Below are 18,214 nucleotides of genomic sequence, written 5' to 3' on the forward strand. Positions count from 1 at the left end.
ATGCAAGGCTTAAACATCAAGGTTGAGCGCTGGGCAGACTTGTCTGCCGACGAAAAGGAGCAGCGGCTTTCGCGTCCCCGTCAGGCAACAGCGACAAACACGCAACAAACAGTTCAAAAGATTATTGCCGATATTCGTGATAACGGTGACAGTGCACTGCTGAATTACACTCGGCAGTTTGACTATCCTGAAGCGACCTCGCTGCGCGTATCGCAACAGCGTATAGAGCAAGCAGTGAATCGCCTCGACAAAAAAGTGGCAGAGGCGATTGATACAGCTTACGGCACTATTCGTCGTTTTCACCAGGCACAAGTCCCTGAAAACCTTGCTGTTAAAACCATAAAAGGTGTTCAGTGTGAACTTCGCTATGCGCCATTAGATGCCGTTGGGCTTTATATTCCCGGAGGCAGTGCCACCTTACCTTCCACCGCGTTAATGCTTGGTGTACCGGCCCAGCTGGCTGGCTGTCAACGCGTTGTGCTGGTCAGTCCGCCGGATAAAAGCGGTGACTTACCGGATGCGCTGTTGTACGCCGCAAACCGTTGTGGCATTACAGAAATATACACCTGCGGCGGCGCTCAAGCCGTTGCCGCCCTAGCTTATGGTACAGAGTCCATCGCCCCGGTCGATAAAGTATTTGGCCCGGGCAACAGTTTTGTCACTGAAGCTAAGCAACAAGTGAGCAATGACGCCAGTGGCTGTGCTATCGACTTGCCCGCGGGTCCTTCTGAATTACTGGTTATTGGTGATGACACTGCTAACCCAGCGTATATTGCAGCCGACTTGTTGTCTCAAGCCGAGCACGGCCCGGACTCACAAGTTATTCTGGTCACGCCATCAAGCACACTGGCAGACAGAGTGAAACAAGCACTCATTGAGCAGTGTCAGCAGTTACAACGGGCTGATATTGCAGCCCAGGCGTTAGCCGAAAGCCGTTTACTGGTTGTCGAGACTATTGATGAAGCAATAACCATTAGCGAGCAATATGCGCCTGAGCACTTATCCATACAAACAGACAATGCGCGCTCATTACTGCCGAAATTGACCCGGGCGGGCTCTGTTTTTGTGGGTCATTATACACCGGAGTCTGGTGGTGACTACGCAACAGGCACTAACCATGTACTGCCTACCTACGGCTACGCGCGCAATTACAGTAGTTTGGGACTATTGGACTTTTATCGCCGTTACACCGTACAAGAAGTGTCCTACGAAGGCTTAGCGACTTTGTCAGAGGCGATTACAACCCTGGCGAATGTTGAGGGACTCGATGCACACGCTAAAGCTGTCACCATTCGCATGGAGGACCAATAATGTCATTAGTGGAAAAGTCTCAGCGCCAGCATCTGAAAACACTGACGCCCTATGCGTCGGCCAGACGCAGTATGAGCGGTGGTAATGTGTGGCTGAACGCCAATGAGTCACCTTTTGATAACGGTTACCGCTTTGACGATGGCGCTCTGAACCGGTATCCACAGTTTCAGTCAGAGGCGCTGAATACCACTTATGCCGACTATGCTGGTGTACAACCCAACCAGGTGTTAAGTACTCGCGGCTCTGATGAGGGTATCGAATTGTTGATTCGGGCGTTTTGCGAGCCGGGACAGGACAATATTCTCATTTGCCCGCCGACTTATGGTATGTATGCGATATCGGCTAAAACTTATGCCGTCAATACTACTGAGGTGCCGCTAATAGACTCAGGGCAGCGAAAAGGCCAACTGAACGTTGAGCAGGTGATCTCGCAGGCCAGGAATTGTAAGGTCGCGTTTCTGTGTTCACCGTCCAACCCCCTGGGTAACACGCTAAATGCAGCAGACATTAAGCAAGTACTGGACGCCTGCCCCAACACAGTTATTGCGGTTGACGAAGCCTATATTGAATTCTGTTATGACAACAGCAAAGCATCATGGCTGAAGACCTACCCTAACCTGGTGGTATTGAGGACATTATCAAAAGCCTTTGCGCTTGCCGGCATTCGCTGCGGCTTTTTGCTCGCCAATGATGACATTATTGAGCTGATGAAAAAGATATTGGCGCCCTACCCGCTGCCGGAGCCTACCATTAACATAGCAACACAGGCTCTGAGCCCGGACAATATTGAGCGTATGCAGCAGCAGGTCGATACACTTATCGGCGAACGTGAACGGCTTGTGGAGTTACTCAGTGACTTACCACTAACGCTGGAATTTGACAGCGTAACAAATTTTTTACTGTATCGTTGTGATACCACCCGAGCCAATGCGGCCGACATTGTCAGTGCACTGCAACAACAAGGTGTGTTGATTCGGGACCAATCTAAACAACTCGGGTTAGACGGTTGTATTAGAATAACGGTAGGTAGCCGCGAAGAAAATGACGAGCTGGCACAACAATTAAAAGGGTATTTTTCATGACACAGCAATCCATACTTTTTATTGACCGCGACGGCACGCTGGTTGAAGAGCCGCCCGTCGATAAGCAGCTCGACAGTGTCGACAAGCTCGTTTTTGAGCCAAATGTCATACCGGCACTGTTAAAGCTTCAAAATGCCGGGTACCGACTGGTCATGGTGTCTAACCAAGACGGGCTGGGTACCGAGAGCTTCCCGACAGACACCTTTGAGGCTCCGCACAATTTAATGATGTCGGTATTTAAGTCACAAGGGGTTCGTTTTGATGACGTATTAATTTGCCCACATTTTGACGAGGACAACTGCGCCTGTCGTAAGCCTAAGCTGGGGCTTGTGCAACCCTATCTAACGGAAGGCAAAGTCGACTTTGCTAACTCTTTCGTTATTGGCGACAGAGAAACTGACTTACAACTGGCACAAGGCATGGGCATTCGCGGCATTCGCTACAACCGGGAAGAATACAGCTGGGATGACATTGTCCACGAAATTGTTGACCGGCCCCGTACCGCCAAAGTGTCTCGAAAAACTCATGAAACTGACATTAATATCGCCATTGATCTGGACAGCTCTGCACGCGGCACATTCAGCACCGGCATTGGCTTTTTTGACCACATGCTGGAGCAAATTGCCACACATGCGGGCATTTATATGAGTGTTGTGGTAGAGGGCGATTTGCACATTGATGATCACCACACCATTGAGGATACAGCTTTAGCACTGGGTCAGGCCTTGCGTTCGGCGCTTGGCGACAAACGCGGTATTGGTCGCTTTGGCTTCGCGCTGCCGATGGACGAATGTAAAGCAGAGTGCCTGATTGACTTATCCGGCCGTCCTTACTTGAAGTGGCAAGCGGACTTTAGTCGTGACAAAGTCGGTGAACTGTCGACAGAAATGGTTGAACATTTCTTCCGCTCGCTGACCGATGCTATGGCCATTAGCCTGCACCTCTCAACAACCGAGGGCAACAGTCATCACCAGGTAGAAAGCCTGTTTAAAGTCTTTGGTCGCGCGTTACGTCAGGCGGTCGCTAAAACCGGAGACCAACAACTGCCATCGAGTAAAGGAATGCTGGCATGAAGGTGGTGATTGTTGATACAGAGTGCGCAAACCTGACATCGGTTCGCTTTGCGATTGAACGACTGGGCTACTCATGCACTGTAACCGACGATGCAGACGCGATTCGCGCCACTGATCGTGTCATTTTGCCCGGCGTTGGCACTGCTGCTGCAGCAATGCGTAACCTACAGAGAAAACAGTTGGTTGACGTGCTGAAGTCGCTCGAACAGCCAGTGCTCGGCATTTGTTTGGGAATGCAACTCATGACATCGCATTCGGAAGAAGGGGATGTCGAGTGCCTGGGATTAATTCCGTCATTGACTAAACGGCTTGAGGTTGGCGAACTGCCGCTGCCGCACATGGGTTGGAATACGTCGGTGCCAACCAATAATAATCCGCTGCTGAAGTCTGCCGAACAATACTGTTACTTTGTTCACAGCTATGCGGTTGCCGTTGATGAATATACCATTGCCGAAGCGGAGTACGGTCAACGCTTTGCATCAATGATTCGCCACAACAATTATTTCGGCGCGCAATTTCACCCAGAACGCTCAGGCAAAGTGGGTGAGTCAATTTTACGTGAGTTTCTGGAGGCTAAGCTGTGCTAATACCTGCGTTAGACTTAATCAATGGTGCCGTTGTACGACTGTACCAAGGTGACTTTGCTCAGAAAACCGAATATCAGTTTTCACCGGTTGAACAAGCTCAAAGCTACGCTAAAGCTGGCGCAAAATGGCTTCATTTAGTCGACTTAGACGGCGCCAAGGACCCTAAGCAGCGTCAAACAAAGCTGCTGGAAAAGCTGATTAAAGAGTCAGGTATGAGTTGTCAGGTGGGTGGTGGTATTCGCACGACTGAAGATATCGACGCTCTTCTGGCTGTTGGTGTTAAGCGAGTAGTGATAGGCTCAACCGCTGTCAGCTCACCGGAAAAAGTACTCGAATGGTTTAAAACCTACGGCCCTGAAAAAATCGTACTGGCGCTGGATGTCAACATTCAACCCAACGGTCAGGCGTTAGTTGCAACGCACGGCTGGCAAGAGTCTTCAGGCAAGGCTTTGGAAGATGTTTTAGACCAATACCTTGAAGTAGGCTGCCAGCACGTATTATGCACCGACATTAGCAAAGACGGCACACTCAGCGGAAGCAACGTCGAGCTGTACCAAAAATACAAAAGCAAATACCCCAGCGTACAGTGGCAAGCATCGGGTGGCGTGAGCAGCCTGGACGATATAAAGGCGCTGAAAGCTATTAACTGCGATTCTGTGATTCTGGGTAAATCGCTGCTAACCAACCAATTCACTCTGGAGGATGCACTGGCATGTTGGCAAAGCGAGTAATTCCCTGCCTGGACGTTCGTGACGGACAGGTCGTTAAAGGCGTTAAGTTTCGTAACCACGAAGTCATTGGTGACATTATTCCGTTGGCTCGCCATTACGCCGAAAGCGGTGCCGACGAGCTGGTTTTCTATGACATTACCGCTTCGTCCGATGGCCGTACGGTGGATAAATCGTGGGTAGAGCGGGTTGCCAAAGAAATTAATATCCCGTTTACGGTCGCCGGCGGTATTCGCTCTGTAGCTCAGGCTCAAGAGTTACTGTCAAAAGGCGCAGATAAGCTGTCTATTAACTCACCTGCATTACTGGACCCGTCACTTATCGACACGCTGGTGGCAGAGTTCGGTCAACAGTGCATTGTTATCGGTATTGACAGTTTCTTCAATGAAGAGACCGGTACCTATGAGGTACACCAGTTTACCGGCGATGAAAAGAAGTCACGCAAATCGGCATGGCAAACTAAAGACTGGTTGCAGGAAGTGATTAAACGAGGCGCCGGCGAAATTGTCTTGAACTGCATGAATCAGGACGGCGTACGCAAAGGATACGATATTGAGCAACTGGCGGCTTTACGCGACTACTGTTCAATACCCATAATCGCCTCTGGTGGCGCTGGTGAAATACAGCATTTTGTCGATGTTTTTAATGACGCCAAAGTTGATGGAGCTCTGGCAGCTTCAGTCTTTCATAAGAACGTTTTTTCAATTGCCGATGTGAAAAGCGCGATGCACAACAATGGCATTGCCGTGCGTCCCATTGAACCCTAAGGAGTGACAGTGAGAGTCGACAAGCAAAATTTAAACAGCCTTGACTGGGCAAAAATGGACAATCTGGTTCCCTGTGTTGTCCAGCACGTTCTAACCGGCAAGGTTCTAATGCTGGGCTACATGAACGACAAGGCACTTGAGAAGACATTAGAGTCAGGTCAGGTCACTTTTTACAGCCGCAGCAAAGAACGTTTATGGACTAAGGGTGAAAGTTCTGGCCATGTCCTTGAATTGGAAGAGGTCCATACCGACTGCGACAGTGACGCTCTGTTAATTAAAGCGACCCCGAATGGGCCAACCTGCCACTTAGGCACCCAAAGCTGCTTTGCTGACACGTCAGGCTCTTTTTTACACCACTTAGAAGGGGTTATTAATTCAAGAAAAGGCGCCGATGCCGGTGAAAGTTACACTGCCAGCCTCTTCCAGAAAGGCATTAAACGATGCGCTCAGAAAGTCGGTGAAGAAGGTGTCGAAGTGGCACTTGCAGCGGCAACCAACGACAAAGACGAACTGCTCAATGAAAGTGCTGATCTGCTGTACCACTTATTGGTGGTGCTGAGCGCCAGTGACTTATCGATGAGTGATGTCCTTAAGGTACTGAAACAGCGCCATAATTAGTGTAATGCTTGTTAAGCGCTATTCAGCTGCTCTTGAAAGTGGCGGCGTTTGTAGGCTTTTGATACTTTCTTCAGCCTGACAGACAGCAGTACGGCCGCCACACTCAGGCCACTAATAAAGCCTATCCAGAACCCAGCAGCGCCCATGGCTGGCACCACTAAGTTGGTTCGTCCTAGCACATACCCCACAGTTAAGCCGAAAGGCCAATAGGATATAAAAGCCAGTACCATAGGGTAAGTCGTATCTTTGTAGCCTCTCAGTGTTCCCATTGCCACGACCTGGAAGGTGTCGGACAAGGTAAAAATAGCAGCCAGCCCCATTAATGTTGCGGCTAAATTAATGACTTCTGTGTTCGGTGTGTAGAGACTGGCCAGGAAACTACCACCCAGGTACATAATAAGCCCGTTTACAGCCGCAAACACACCACCAAACCAAAGTGCAATTCTGAAGCTACGCATTGCGTTGTCAGGGTTTCCGGCACCAAGCGCAAACCCCACTCGCAACGTCACCGCCATAGAAATACTGAGAGGGACCATATAGACCAACGAGCTTATGTTCAGGGCTATTTGGTGAGCTGAAACCACTGTCGCTCCTAACGGCGCTATTAACAGGGCAACCGCTGCGAATAAGCTCACCTCGAAAAACAGCGACATTGAAATAGGAAACCCCAGACGAATGACATAAGTCACGTCATCCCAGTTAGGTTTGTACCAACTGCGCAGTAAGCGGAGGCTCTTGTAGCGCTTGGCGCCAAAGGTATAAATAGCCATTGAAATCGCCATTCCCCAAAGCACGAGAGCCGTTGCTACACCACAGCCAGCGCCGCCAAGTGCCGGCATTCCAAACTCGCCATATACGAAAATATAGTTCGCCGGAATATTGATGATAAGCCCGATAAAACCAATAATCAGCGATGGCATTGTGTTCGACATACCTTCGCAAAAGTTTCTCAGAACGGCATAAATAACAAAGCCGGGAATGCCCCAGGCAATGTAAAACAGATAGTCGAGCGTAACCTGCCGGAACTTGTCTTCTACTTCCATTAAGTCCAGTAACCACGGAGCGGAAGACATGCCTACTAAGGTTATCGCGCCAACAATGGCACAGGCATAGAAGCCCTGTTGCAGCATATTCGCCATTTTACGATGACCACCAGAGCCGTCGAAATGGGAAATAATAGGCGCAAGCGCTAACGCCAAACCAAATACCAGCAAGGTTGCCGGCACAAAAATACTGCCACCAACAGATACTGCTGCTAGGTCAATCGCACTTTTTCGGCCCGCCATTACCGTATCGACAACACTCATGAGCATTTGTGTCAGCTGTGCGATAAGTATAGGGCCCGTCAGTCGAGCAAGTTTTACCACTTCGCTTTTATTGTCTTGCCAGGATTTCACGTTGGAGTGTCTCGCTCGTTTTGACCTTTCAGGGATTGTCGCTTATGCGTTTATAAACTGAACCAGTTTATCATTGACTTCTGACGGGTGAGTTAACGGTCCCATGTGCCCCGCTGCTATCGACTCTCGTTTTAAGTCACTAATGACCGTCGATAAAGCATCTGCCACAGCCTTAGCACTACGACGCGTATGCTCCCCCTGAACAAGCAATACCGGTTGCTCAACAGCCGCATAATCATTCAGTCGCTTGGGCTCATTGAGCAAGGCATCAAAGTCGAGTGCGACCTTAGCGGCCTGCTTTACCATCAACGCCTGTATTTTGGACGGCAAGGCGTCGAAATAGCCCGGACTGTTCCAGTAATCGACAAAGGTGCGGGTGCACTCTTCAGCGTCTTTACCATGCATCGCCTGGCTAATTTCTTGTATTTCAATCATCCCGGGGGAGTCGTCAGCTAACACATGAAAAGCCACAGGTTCATACACCGCCAGTTTTGAGATTGCGAAAGGTTGCTCCAAGGCGAGTTTAAGCGCCAAAGCCCCTCCATAAGAGTGACCAACAACATCAATAGCAGTATCAATTTTTAACGCTGAAATAGCCTCTACCACTCGCGGGACTTCATCGGCTAAGCGAAAGTTTGCCACCGCTTCAGGCTCTGGCGCTTTGCCATAACCAAGCAGGTCGACAGCAATGACGAAGCGAGAATGGCTTAAGCGTTGAATTAAATCTCGCCACTGAGAACTTGCACTTTGTGAGCTATGCAACAACAGCACTGGAGGGTTGTGCTTCTCACCGAAAACGTATACTCCGGAACCTAATTCTGACATGTCACTTCTCTACAGCAGACTAAAGCCGATAAATTGACCCACGCAGATCCCGGCACTGAATAGTAGAACAGCGAAGGTGCCCAACACGCCTATGGTGCGGAAAATACTTGGCCCAATCGTTTTGGTTAAACCAATAGCATGGCTTATACGAGCAATTAATGTAGCAATTCCAATGCCGTGAACAAGCTCAGTTGAGGTCCCATTAGCTTCAACCATACCAAGCAAAATAAGAATAAACGGAACATACTCAATAAAGTTACCGTGGACCCGTACCGCCACTTTCAGCTCGTCTTCTCCACCGGTACCAATACCAACACGATACTTCCAGCGTAAGCGAACAATTCGCACAGCCAAAATTAAATAAAGTACTGCAAGTAAGCCAGCGTAAAAACCGGTGATGCGAATATCCATTGTGCCGCCCCTTTATTCAAAAAAGGCCCACCAAGTGAGCCTTTGTGTTTATTTTTTCAGTAGCTCACCAAGCTGGTCGCTAACTTTTTCAACCGGCTGTGTGCCATCGATTTTGTAATACTCAGTTTTGCCCTCTTCCGACAATTTCTGGTAATACTCAACCAGTGGTTCAGTTTGTTCATGATATACCGACAGGCGTTTACGGACCGTTTGCTCTTGGTCGTCAGGGCGAATAACCAGCTCTTCACCGGTTTCATCGTCCTTACCATCTTCTTTAGGCGGGTTATGCTCAATGTGATAAACACGGCCAGAACCGGGGTGTACGCGACGACCACTCATACGCTCAACAATGACTTCATCAGGAACATCAAATTCCAGTACGTAGTCAATTTCTATACCGTTTTCACGCATAGCATCGGCTTGCGGAATTGTTCGAGGAAAGCCGTCTAACAAAAAGCCGTTTTGGCAGTCTGGTTCAGCAATGCGCTCTTTAACCAATTCAATAATGATGTCGTCCGAAACGAGTTGCCCGGCATCCATTACCTGCTTGGCTTTTTTTCCTAATTCCGAACCCGACTTAATTGCTGAACGCAACATATCGCCTGTTGAAATTTGAGGAATACCAAATGTGTTCATCAGGAACTGAGCTTGCGTGCCCTTACCTGCTCCCGGAGCGCCCAATAAAATAATGCGCATAAGAAAACCTCTTTGCGTGATTCAAAAGTCTGCCACGAACTTTACCCTGACAGGCAAGCTATTACAAGCTTAGAGAAGCGCTGCGGCCAATGGTATGACCGCAGCAGGAAGGTTATGCGTTAAGCATTAACTTATTCAGTTTAGTGACAAATGACGCTGGATCTTTCAAGTTTCCACGCTCTGCGAGCGTGGCTTGATCGAGCAAAACTTCAGCCCATTCTTTGAAGGTGTCGTCGTCTTTTTCCAACATACGCTGAACTAAGGCGTGCTCTGGATTTACCTCAAAGATATACTTGGTTTCAGGAACAGCCTGACCAGCAGCTTCCATTAACTTAGCCATTTGCGTACTCATATCATGCTCGTCGGTAATGATACACGCCGGTGAGTCTGTCAAACGATGAGTCACGCGCACTTTCTTCACTTTGTCACCCAAAGCTTTTTCGAAACGCTCAAGGTTCTCTTTAAAGGCTTCTTCCGCTTTTTCTTGCTCAGCCTTATTTTCTTCGTCGTCGAGCTCACCAAGATCCAGGTCGCCACGAGTGACCGACTGTAACTGTTTCTCTTTGAACTCGGTTAAATGGCTCATGAGCCATTCATCGATTCGATCAGACAACAACAGAACTTCAATGCCTTTCTTACGGAAAATTTCCAATGCAGGGTTATTCTTCGCAGCTTCGTAGCTATCTGCCACAATGTAGAAGATCTTATCCTGAGCATCTTTCATGCGCTCAATGTAGTCGTCAAGACTAACAGACTGAACAGCACTGTCGTTATGAGTCGATGCAAAGCGCAGTAACTCAGCGATGCGCTCACGATTACTGTGATCTTCCGCCGGACCTTCTTTCAAGACATTACCGAAGGTATCCCAGAACTGCTGGTACTCTTCTTTATTGTCCTTCGCTAGTTTCTTCAGAATTTGTAGCACTTTTTTAGTGCTACCGTTGCGCATGGAACGGGTAATTTTATTGTCCTGAAGAATTTCGCGAGACACATTCAACGGCAAGTCGTTTGAGTCCACCAAACCGCGTACAAAGCGCAGATAAGTCGGCATTAACTGCTCTGCGTCATCCATAATGAAGACACGCTTAACATACAGCTTCACGCCATGCTGCTGTTCACGGTTCCATAAGTCCCAGGGCGCTCTTTTCGGAATGTACAACAAGTTTGTGTACTCTGTAGTGCCTTCCACCTTATTGTGCGTCCAAAGCAGTGGCTCATCAAAGTCGTGCGCAACGGTTTTATAGAACTCTTTGTATTCGTCGTCAGTAATTTCTGACTTGTCACGCGTCCACAGCGCTTTACCTGAGTTTACTGTTTCCCACTCGCCTGGCTGTGCTTCTACCTTGTTGCCTTCACTGTCTTCAGATTCAGGTACTGGCTCTTTCCACATTTGTACAGGAATACTCAGGTGCTCTGAGTATTTGTTAATAATACCCCGCAGACGATACTCGTCTAAGAACTCCTCAGCGTCATCTTTTAAGTGCAGAACAATGTCCGTACCACGACGCGCCTTTTCAATGTCAGCAATTTCGAACTCACCTTCACCACGCGAACGCCACTCAACACCGGCAGTGTTATTATCGAGCGCAGAGCGAGTGCGTACAGTGACCTCTTCGGCAACAATAAATGCTGAATAGAAACCAACACCAAACTGACCAATAAGCTGACTGTCTTTTGCCTGGTCACCTGACAGCTGCCCAAAAAACTCAGCTGTGCCCGACTTAGCGATAGTGCCCAAATTGTTCATGACATCGTCTCGGGTCATGCCGATACCGTTATCGCTTATGGTGATAGTTTTAGCGTCTTTATCGACCGAAATACGGACGAACAACTCACTGTCGTCGCCGTATAAAGAGTTGTCACTCAGCGCTTTAAAGCGCAGCTTATCCGCCGCGTCAGACGCGTTGGAAACCAATTCACGTAAGAAAATTTCTTTATTGGAATACAAAGAATGGATCATCAAATGAAGTAATTGTTTTACTTCTGTCTGAAACCCGTGTTTTTCCATTTGACCGGCTTCCGCCATAGTGTTTTCTCCTACTGTTTAAAACGTACAGTGATACCTATCGTTTTAAAATGGGGATGACACCAGGCTTTTCAAGTCAGCGAGTGAATTGTTTTCGGCCACTAAAAGCGTGACCTAAAGTTGTTTGGTCAACGTAACCCAGTTCACCGCCTACAGGAACACCGTGAGCGATGCGAGTCGTGTTAATGTTGTACTGATCCGCCATGTCCGCAATGTAATGCGCTGTCGCATCACCTTCTACGGTGGGGTTAGTGGCAAGTATGATTTCTTCGATATTGTCCGATTGAAGCTGCTGCTCGAGTTTATCTAAGCCAATATCGGAAGGCCCAACACCATCAAGCGGCGATAAATGGCCCATTAGAACAAAGTAGCGCCCTTTAAACTGGGATGTTTGCTCGATGGCTAAAACATCGGCCGGCGTTTCCACAACGCAAAGCACGCCACTGTCGCGACGTCTTTCATCGAGGCATATTGAGCAAAGGTCATTTTCCGTTAATGTTCGACAACTATTACAGTGTCCTACGGTTTCAACGGCATGTTTTAAAGAGTCAGATAACCGTGAAGCACCCGGCTTGTCCCGTTCCAGTAAATGGAAAGCCATACGCTGTGCGCTTTTCTGCCCAACACCAGGCAAACGCTTCAAGCTTTCCACCAGTTGTTCGATAGCCGGGCTTAACTTCATTAAACTGACTCCGAATTAAAACGGCATTTTAAAGCCTGGAGGCAAACCCATACCGCCAGTAATTTCAGACATACGCTCTTTGCTGGTCTCTTCAACGCGGCGTACTGCATCGTTTGTCGCTGCCGCAACTAAGTCTTCCAGCATTTCCTGGTCGTCGTCCATCAGGCTTGGGTCAATGCTAACGCGTTTCACGTTGTGATTGCCCAGCATAGTCACTTTCACCATGCCTGCACCAGCTTCGCCGGTGACTTCCATATTTGCGATTTCATCCTGGGCTTGCTGCATGCGCTCTTGCATTTGTTGCGCCTGCTTCATCATATTTCCCATTCCGCCTTTAAACATGTTTACTTCCTCATCATTAATTAAATACGTTAAAGCGCTTGCACCGATTCTTCATCAATTTGTGCGCCGAAGCGTTTTTTCAACTCCATAACGCCATTATCTTTTTCCAAACGTTCTAAAGCACGCTTATGTCGATATTCATTGATACGCTGTTGCAGCATAAGGGGCGTAGGGTTTGCCGGTGTACCTACAGCAAATGATACCACCGCGCTGCTTCCCAAGAGTCCTTGTAAAGACTCTCTCACAGCCTGCTCTGTCGCATTATTTAGAAGGGACTGTTGATCGCTGTTGACTAAAATAGTCCAGTTATCCCCTTCGTTGTCCTGTAATTCGGAGTTCAGTAACACCTGTCGAGCCAAACCGGAAATATCCATACCCGCTATCATGGCGCTCCAGCGGTCAATGTCAGCTGCATCCTTAATTTCATCGGTAATTTCAGGGTAGTCGTAGCTGCTCGGGGCTGCATCGGAAGAATGCGGCTGCCCAGAGGTGTCAGCACTTCCTTGCGGGATTTCAGAAGACACGACTGGCTCAGTCTCTTTAAGCTTAGGCGCCTCTGGTGCCTGTGCCCGGGGTGCTTGTTTCTGCGGCGTTTCTCGAAAGTCTTTAGAAGCTATTTCATCTGGCTTTTTTTTTTGCATTAAGTCTTGCCGCATTTGCAGCAAGTCATCAAGACCCGATGCATCAGGCTGATCTTGTGATGCTTCTTCTTGCTCAGACACATTGTCGTTCGATTGCTGCGCCACCTGGTTATGTGGCTCCGATTTCTCCACCATGTCAGGAGTTGGTTCGTATGAATCTGCAAATTCATCGGTATTACCAAAGCTCACTGGCTCTTCATTGATTTCAGGAGGCTGTTCCGGCGTAGGCCGGTCGTCATGATACTCTGGTTTTAATTCTGGTTTTAATTCTGATTTTAGTTCTGGCTCTGGCCCGCCTGAAGGCTCATTTGGTTTCGACAATTCAGCGGCTAAAGGTGTTTCTTCGCCGTTTGTCTCTTCGCCATTTGTTTCGTCAGTTAAAGGGCCTGCCTTAGGTCGAAATGCCAATAAACGAAGCAAGGTCATTTCCAGACCACTTCTGGCATCCACTGCATAAGGCTGCTCTCGCCGCCCTTCCAACACTATGCGATAAAATACTTGTATAAGTTCCGCCGGCATTTGGCGCAACAGCGGCTTTATTATTTCTGCGTCATCAAATGCCTGCTGTGCATCAGGTAGCTGCTGCATGAGAGCCAGCTGGTGCAGCATATTCTGCATTTCGACAAGCACGGAGCTTAAATCGGGAACAACAGCAACCATGGTATCAACACGTTGCATTAACGACGCCGCATCGTTATTTAATACATCTTTTAGCAGGCCAGCTATGTCAGCAGTGGGTACATTACCCAGCATTTGCCGAACACTGTCTAACAGCACTTCTCCATGACCCTGAGCAATAGCTTGGTCAGTCAGGCTCAGTGCATCTCGCATACTGCCTTTTGCGGCTCGCGCAAGTAAAGAAAGTGAGGTGGAATCCGCTGAAATACCTTCCTGCTGCAAAACATGCTGCAGCTGACCGGCAATATCTTCTTTTGAAAGCGCTTTTAAATTAAATTGTAAGCAACGGGAAAGTACGGTCACTGGTAGTTTTTGCGGATCAGTTGTGGCCAGCAAGAACTTAACATGCTCCGGTGGCTCTTCCAGGGTTTTAAGAAGTGCATTGAAGCTATGACGCGACAGCATGTGTACCTCATCAATAAGGTACACTTTGTAACGCCCCCGAGTTGGACGGTACTGGACGTTATCGAGGAGCTCTCGCGTATCTTCTACTTTTGTTCGCGACGCCGCATCAATTTCTAACAAGTCGACAAAGCGTCCCTGATCAATTTCCTGGCAAGCAGAACATTGCCCGCATGGAGTTGAAGTCACTCCCGTATCGCAATTCAGAGCCTTAGCCAGAATTCGAGCTATTGTGGTTTTGCCAACGCCGCGCGTTCCGGAAAAGAGGTAAGCATGGTGAAGCCTTTGCTTAAGCAACGCATGTTCTAATGGTTTCAATACATGCTGCTGCCCAACCACCTCAGAGAACTGAGACGGTCGCCACTTTCTTGCCAGAACTTGATAACTCATAAGAAACTCAGGTTATAGTTTTTAGAATTGACACAAGGTATAGCACGCAACACCCGCTTGCCGCAATTTATCTTCGCCACCGAGTTCAGGCAAAGAAACAACGAAAGCGGCTTCCGCAACCGTTGCTCCAGTCGAACGAATCAGCTTATCTGCGGCTAAAACAGTTCCACCGGTAGCCAATAAGTCATCGATAATGAGAACCTTATCATTGCTCGTTAAAGCGTTCTCATGCATTTGTAGCTCATCAGTACCATATTCCAGTGCGTAAGTTTGACTGACGATATTACCGGGAAGCTTTCCGGGCTTTCTTAGTAACGTTATGCCACAACCAAGTGCGTAAGCTAATGCCGACCCGAATAAGAAACCCCGAGCTTCAATAGCCGCAATTTGGGTCACTCCACTTTTTTCATAACGCTGTTTAAGTGCATCAATACTGCTCTTAAAAGCATCGTGATTTTGCAATAGTGGAGTAATATCCCGGAAAACAATTCCCGGTTTTGGGTAGTCGTGAATAGCACCGATAGAGTCCTTCACTTCCTTTAGACTTGCTTCCATAAATCCTTGCTCTTCAGTTAAGCAACCGCTTTAGCTGACCAATTCTGGACAGAGTCTACTAAATACTCTGCATCCAACGGCTTAGATAAACATTGTGTTGCACCGGCGGCCAGTGCTTTAGGCTCTACCTCAACTAATGAGTCAGTCGACATAAAGAGTAACGGTGCATTTCTATAGTTCTCGAGTTCTCTCAAGTTTTTCAACAGCGAGAAACCGTCCATGACCGGCATTTTGTGGTCAATGAGAATAATATCGTAGTAATCTTTTTTGGCCTTACTAAGACCGTCAAGCCCATCTTGGGCAGTTTGAATGTCGAGCTTTAACGGCTCTAACATTCTACGAATTGCCTGAAGCGTGTTGTCTTTATCTTCGACAATAAGCATTGAAATGGACATAACTGTCACTTACACCTTAAGCCTTTTACAGCTTGACTATTAGGCAGATAACACTTGTATTAGGCGCAGTACTAATGGCAAGCAGCCTGCGATAACAAACAAGACAATAGCGAACAACAAATAACCGAACCCAGCAGGTTCTTTAAACGACTCTGATGACATACCATCTACCTCCTAAATAAGTCGAGGCAGATCATACTTGATCCTTCCGGTTGATAAAAGCAGTTCAGCCAATAAAAAACCCGACCTAATTAGGCCGGGTTTTTTTAAGATAACGAACGCTATCAGGTTAAATTATAATTCAATGCCTTTGCGTTTCGCGGTTGATTGAATATAACCTTTCCAGCTGCGAGCACTACGACGTTGACCGTCGAATTTAGCTGCTTCGTTAACGTATCTCATTGCCTGGCGGTAGTCACCACCGTAGAAATACGCTTCAGCTAAAGACATATAAACACGACCTTCGTCACGACCTTCTAAATAGTCCAATGCTTTTTTCAAAGGCTCTGCTGCTGCAATGTACTGTTCGTTTAGCAGCATAATGTTACCGCGTTTACGATAGTACTCACCTTTGTTATCGGCATCTTCTGCAGCTTCCGCTGCACGAAGGTACCATTCAACCGCTTTATCTAGCGTTTTCGCACGATGATAGCTGTTTGCTATGGTCGCGAAATTCTTAGCGGTTTGCTCAATATCGCCTGCTTCTACATGCTTTTCCATAGTAGTAGCTGCTTTATACGGAATACCTTCATTATCATAAAGCTGAACCAGCATTTTAAATTGGCTTTCTTTATCTAGGTATCCTGCTAAATAAGCAACTTCTATGGTTTGAAGCGCTTTCGCTAAGTTCTCTTCCAGCATGTAGAACTGCGCTAACTGCGGCCACCATTGAGTCACTTCAGGAAGCTTATTCAAGCCTTCCTCAAGTACCCCAATTGCATCCGAGTACATTTTACGCTCGTAGTAAGAAGCCATCATTAACGTGTAAACGTTTTTGTCCGGCTCTCCATACTCTAGCGCAGCTTCAGCAAATGGGATTATCTGAGCGAATTCCTTCTTCTGGTAATAGGCATTCGCCATGTACAAGAAGACTTGAGGATCTTTCTCGCCAGTAAACTGAACCCACTTACGAAGGTACTCGATAGACTGGTCATACTTTTCTTCCTGAAGGCTGATTTGGCCAACAAGTTTCATAGCTGCAGCTTGGTCACTCCAGCCTAAAACATCTTGGTCAACCGAGCTTTTCAAGACTCTCAAAGCATCCGCCATACGCTCGTCAGCAGCATAGAGGTTACCAAGGAAGCGACCTAAATACGCAGAGTCGTAGCCAGGATCTGGCTCCTGCTCTTCCAGTACCGCTATCGCTTCTTTAATTTGCTCTTCTTCGTAAAGCTCGAACGCATCCATAATAGCGCGACCAATACTTTGCGAAGCCGCTTTATTGTCGCGAGCTTTTTTCTGCGCCTCAACGGTCTCTTTGTCCGGAATGTTGAAGCCAAGGTCCTGGGCCGAAGCCTGGACCGTGGTCATCGACATAACCGAAACAAAAGCCAGGGCACTAACAAATGTTTTCGCTAAATATTTCATTTCTTAGTTCCCATCCATTGTAAAGTCGAGCTGGACGGTCATACCTTCCTGACGAACAGGCTTGCCGTCAATGATTTTCGGCTTGTACTTCCAGCGCAACAATGCGCGACGAGCTTCACGGTCAAATACTCGACGAGGTTCAGAGTCAATGACTTCAACGTCAGTTACACCACCTTGTTGATCGATAGTGAACCGTAGTTGAACCCAACCTTCCGTGCCATTACGAGCCGCTTGAGGTGGGTAGCGTGGTTCGATACGAACGATAGGCGTTGCATCACCATCGCTGCTCAAACCTCCGCCAGGACCGGAAAGACCGGTGTCAGCTCCACCAACATCCACATCAAAGCCCATGTTCATGTTTAGGCTTGAGTCTGAGGTATCAGGCTCAGACTGTGGTGTTTCTGGCGGCTGCTCTGGTGGCGGCGGTGGCGGCGGCGGAGTACGCCGACGCTCTTGTACGTCAGACTCAGGTGGCGACGTTACGATGTCAATGACCGGTGTTGGAGGCGGCGCATCGTTGCGCTGCGCTCCTCCGCCGATTAAGTAAGCCATGAAAGCAAACAAAGCAAACGTAACGGCCGCACCTAGTAGTAAAGATACTAAAAAGCGCACCATATTAGTTAGTCTCCGCTGCTATGGATATCTTATCGATACCCGCTTCCTTAATTTGGTCCATGACTTCAACGACGCGACCATGTTCAGCTTCTTTATCTGCCTGAATAACCACTAAGTCGGTAGGTTGCTCTGCTAGCATACGTTCTAAGTTTGCAGCAACGCGTTTAACGTCGACTTGGCGTTTATCCATCCAGATTTCACCAGTATCACGAATTGCGATAAAGATGTTAGCTGAAGGCTCCTTGTTCGCCTGATTAGCTTCAGGTTTATTAACCTGAATACCAGCTTCTTTAACGAATGAAGTCGTTACGATAAAGAAGATCAACATGATGAAGACGATGTCGAGCATCGGCGTCATATCGATAGACGCATCTTCTTCTTCTCGATTACGATTACGTGCCATAGT

The 18,214-nt window shown here is 47.9% G+C and carries 21 protein-coding genes; 7 read left to right on the plus strand and 14 right to left on the minus strand.

Annotated features, from left to right (window positions below; translation table 11 throughout):
- From hisD to hisIE, 7 genes are read left to right on the plus strand one after another with little or no spacing between them, the layout of a single operon-like run.
- Complete coding sequence (gene hisD / locus BLT32_RS01780; protein ID WP_053952580.1) at window positions 1-1,311, plus strand: histidinol dehydrogenase; 1,311 nt, start codon at window positions 1-3, stop codon at window positions 1,309-1,311.
- The gene (gene hisC, locus BLT32_RS01785) at window positions 1,311-2,393 is read left to right on the plus strand and encodes a histidinol-phosphate transaminase (protein ID WP_053952581.1); all 1,083 of its coding nucleotides are present in this window, start codon (window positions 1,311-1,313) and stop codon (window positions 2,391-2,393) included. The genes hisD and hisC overlap by 1 nt, the downstream gene beginning before the upstream one ends.
- Window positions 2,390-3,466: a bifunctional histidinol-phosphatase/imidazoleglycerol-phosphate dehydratase HisB gene (gene hisB, locus BLT32_RS01790; RefSeq protein ID WP_053952582.1), complete on the plus strand. Its 1,077-nt coding sequence runs from the start codon at window positions 2,390-2,392 to the stop codon at window positions 3,464-3,466. Before hisC ends, hisB begins: the two co-directional genes overlap by 4 nt.
- Window positions 3,463-4,053 carry an imidazole glycerol phosphate synthase subunit HisH gene (hisH, locus tag BLT32_RS01795; RefSeq protein WP_053952583.1) on the plus strand — a complete coding sequence of 197 codons (591 nt, stop codon included), beginning with the start codon at window positions 3,463-3,465 and terminating at the stop codon, window positions 4,051-4,053. Before hisB ends, hisH begins: the two co-directional genes overlap by 4 nt.
- Window positions 4,047-4,784, plus strand: coding sequence for a 1-(5-phosphoribosyl)-5-[(5-phosphoribosylamino)methylideneamino]imidazole-4-carboxamide isomerase (hisA, locus tag BLT32_RS01800; protein ID WP_053952584.1), 738 nt, complete (start codon window positions 4,047-4,049; stop codon window positions 4,782-4,784). The genes hisH and hisA overlap by 7 nt, the downstream gene beginning before the upstream one ends.
- Complete coding sequence (hisF, locus tag BLT32_RS01805) at window positions 4,766-5,548, plus strand: imidazole glycerol phosphate synthase subunit HisF (protein ID WP_053952585.1); 783 nt, start codon at window positions 4,766-4,768, stop codon at window positions 5,546-5,548. The genes hisA and hisF overlap by 19 nt, the downstream gene beginning before the upstream one ends.
- A 9-nt stretch (window positions 5,549-5,557) precedes the next feature.
- On the plus strand, window positions 5,558-6,166 hold the full coding sequence (gene hisIE, locus BLT32_RS01810; RefSeq protein ID WP_053952586.1) for a bifunctional phosphoribosyl-AMP cyclohydrolase/phosphoribosyl-ATP diphosphatase HisIE: 609 nt from the start codon (window positions 5,558-5,560) through the stop codon (window positions 6,164-6,166).
- 11 nt (window positions 6,167-6,177) lie between these two features.
- Here the strand turns inward: hisIE and BLT32_RS01815 are convergent, their stop codons facing one another.
- From BLT32_RS01815 to BLT32_RS01875, 14 genes are all read right to left on the minus strand, one after another.
- Window positions 6,178-7,563: an MATE family efflux transporter gene (locus tag BLT32_RS01815; RefSeq protein ID WP_053952587.1), complete on the minus strand. Its 1,386-nt coding sequence runs from the start codon at window positions 7,561-7,563 to the stop codon at window positions 6,178-6,180.
- A 42-nt stretch (window positions 7,564-7,605) separates the two neighbouring features.
- Complete coding sequence (locus BLT32_RS01820; RefSeq protein ID WP_053952588.1) at window positions 7,606-8,388, minus strand: alpha/beta fold hydrolase; 783 nt, start codon at window positions 8,386-8,388, stop codon at window positions 7,606-7,608.
- Window positions 8,389-8,397: 9 nt separating this feature from the next.
- The gene (locus BLT32_RS01825) at window positions 8,398-8,799 is read right to left on the minus strand and encodes an MAPEG family protein (protein ID WP_053952589.1); all 402 of its coding nucleotides are present in this window, start codon (window positions 8,797-8,799) and stop codon (window positions 8,398-8,400) included.
- Between the two features lie 48 nt (window positions 8,800-8,847).
- A complete protein-coding gene (gene adk / locus BLT32_RS01830) occupies window positions 8,848-9,495 on the minus strand; it encodes an adenylate kinase (RefSeq protein WP_053952590.1) in 648 nt (215 codons plus the stop codon).
- 112 nt (window positions 9,496-9,607) lie between these two features.
- Window positions 9,608-11,521, minus strand: coding sequence for a molecular chaperone HtpG (htpG, locus tag BLT32_RS01835; RefSeq protein ID WP_053952591.1), 1,914 nt, complete (start codon window positions 11,519-11,521; stop codon window positions 9,608-9,610).
- A gap of 76 nt (window positions 11,522-11,597) precedes the next feature.
- On the minus strand, window positions 11,598-12,203 hold the full coding sequence (gene recR / locus BLT32_RS01840; RefSeq protein WP_053952592.1) for a recombination mediator RecR: 606 nt from the start codon (window positions 12,201-12,203) through the stop codon (window positions 11,598-11,600).
- Window positions 12,204-12,218: 15 nt separating this feature from the next.
- Complete coding sequence (locus BLT32_RS01845; protein WP_053952593.1) at window positions 12,219-12,545, minus strand: YbaB/EbfC family nucleoid-associated protein; 327 nt, start codon at window positions 12,543-12,545, stop codon at window positions 12,219-12,221.
- Between the two features lie 29 nt (window positions 12,546-12,574).
- A complete protein-coding gene (gene dnaX, locus BLT32_RS01850) occupies window positions 12,575-14,656 on the minus strand; it encodes a DNA polymerase III subunit gamma/tau (RefSeq protein WP_053952594.1) in 2,082 nt (693 codons plus the stop codon).
- A 21-nt stretch (window positions 14,657-14,677) separates the two neighbouring features.
- Complete coding sequence (locus tag BLT32_RS01855) at window positions 14,678-15,211, minus strand: adenine phosphoribosyltransferase (protein ID WP_053952595.1); 534 nt, start codon at window positions 15,209-15,211, stop codon at window positions 14,678-14,680.
- A 17-nt stretch (window positions 15,212-15,228) separates the two neighbouring features.
- Window positions 15,229-15,606, minus strand: a complete 378-nt coding sequence (locus BLT32_RS01860; RefSeq protein ID WP_053952596.1) for a response regulator — start codon at window positions 15,604-15,606, stop codon at window positions 15,229-15,231.
- Window positions 15,607-15,645: 39 nt separating this feature from the next.
- The gene (locus BLT32_RS13090; RefSeq protein ID WP_268762555.1) at window positions 15,646-15,768 is read right to left on the minus strand and encodes a hypothetical protein; all 123 of its coding nucleotides are present in this window, start codon (window positions 15,766-15,768) and stop codon (window positions 15,646-15,648) included.
- A gap of 132 nt (window positions 15,769-15,900) precedes the next feature.
- Window positions 15,901-17,193: a tetratricopeptide repeat protein gene (locus BLT32_RS01865; protein ID WP_053952597.1), complete on the minus strand. Its 1,293-nt coding sequence runs from the start codon at window positions 17,191-17,193 to the stop codon at window positions 15,901-15,903.
- A 3-nt stretch (window positions 17,194-17,196) separates the two neighbouring features.
- Complete coding sequence (locus tag BLT32_RS01870) at window positions 17,197-17,808, minus strand: energy transducer TonB (protein ID WP_053952598.1); 612 nt, start codon at window positions 17,806-17,808, stop codon at window positions 17,197-17,199.
- Between the two features lies 1 nt (window position 17,809).
- Entirely contained in the window at window positions 17,810-18,211 is a 402-nt protein-coding gene (locus BLT32_RS01875) for an ExbD/TolR family protein (protein WP_053952599.1), read from the minus strand.
- Window positions 18,212-18,214: the final 3 nt, after the last annotated feature.

This window comes from Idiomarina zobellii (assembly GCF_900100855.1).
In the GTDB taxonomy this organism is placed as follows: domain Bacteria; phylum Pseudomonadota; class Gammaproteobacteria; order Enterobacterales; family Alteromonadaceae; genus Idiomarina; species Idiomarina zobellii.

Bases quoted from the DNA above. Each gene is read 5' to 3' on its own strand.
- BLT32_RS01875 (WP_053952599.1), bottom strand. From the start codon at position 18,211: ATGGCACGTAATCGTAATCGAGAAGAAGAAGATGCGTCTATCGATATG.
- BLT32_RS01860 (WP_053952596.1), bottom strand. From the start codon at position 15,606: ATGTCCATTTCAATGCTTATTGTCGAAGATAAAGACAACACGCTTCAG.
- hisF (WP_053952585.1), top strand. From the start codon at position 4,766: ATGTTGGCAAAGCGAGTAATTCCCTGCCTGGACGTTCGTGACGGACAG.
- hisD (WP_053952580.1), top strand. From the start codon at position 1: ATGCAAGGCTTAAACATCAAGGTTGAGCGCTGGGCAGACTTGTCTGCC.
- BLT32_RS01820 (WP_053952588.1), bottom strand. From the start codon at position 8,388: ATGTCAGAATTAGGTTCCGGAGTATACGTTTTCGGTGAGAAGCACAAC.
- BLT32_RS01825 (WP_053952589.1), bottom strand. From the start codon at position 8,799: ATGGATATTCGCATCACCGGTTTTTACGCTGGCTTACTTGCAGTACTT.
- hisC (WP_053952581.1), top strand. From the start codon at position 1,311: ATGTCATTAGTGGAAAAGTCTCAGCGCCAGCATCTGAAAACACTGACG.
- BLT32_RS01865 (WP_053952597.1), bottom strand. From the start codon at position 17,193: ATGAAATATTTAGCGAAAACATTTGTTAGTGCCCTGGCTTTTGTTTCG.
- adk (WP_053952590.1), bottom strand. From the start codon at position 9,495: ATGCGCATTATTTTATTGGGCGCTCCGGGAGCAGGTAAGGGCACGCAA.
- dnaX (WP_053952594.1), bottom strand. From the start codon at position 14,656: ATGAGTTATCAAGTTCTGGCAAGAAAGTGGCGACCGTCTCAGTTCTCT.
- BLT32_RS01855 (WP_053952595.1), bottom strand. From the start codon at position 15,211: ATGGAAGCAAGTCTAAAGGAAGTGAAGGACTCTATCGGTGCTATTCAC.
- BLT32_RS01845 (WP_053952593.1), bottom strand. From the start codon at position 12,545: ATGTTTAAAGGCGGAATGGGAAATATGATGAAGCAGGCGCAACAAATG.
- htpG (WP_053952591.1), bottom strand. From the start codon at position 11,521: ATGGCGGAAGCCGGTCAAATGGAAAAACACGGGTTTCAGACAGAAGTA.
- hisH (WP_053952583.1), top strand. From the start codon at position 3,463: ATGAAGGTGGTGATTGTTGATACAGAGTGCGCAAACCTGACATCGGTT.
- hisB (WP_053952582.1), top strand. From the start codon at position 2,390: ATGACACAGCAATCCATACTTTTTATTGACCGCGACGGCACGCTGGTT.
- recR (WP_053952592.1), bottom strand. From the start codon at position 12,203: ATGAAGTTAAGCCCGGCTATCGAACAACTGGTGGAAAGCTTGAAGCGT.
- BLT32_RS13090 (WP_268762555.1), bottom strand. From the start codon at position 15,768: ATGTCATCAGAGTCGTTTAAAGAACCTGCTGGGTTCGGTTATTTGTTG.
- BLT32_RS01870 (WP_053952598.1), bottom strand. From the start codon at position 17,808: ATGGTGCGCTTTTTAGTATCTTTACTACTAGGTGCGGCCGTTACGTTT.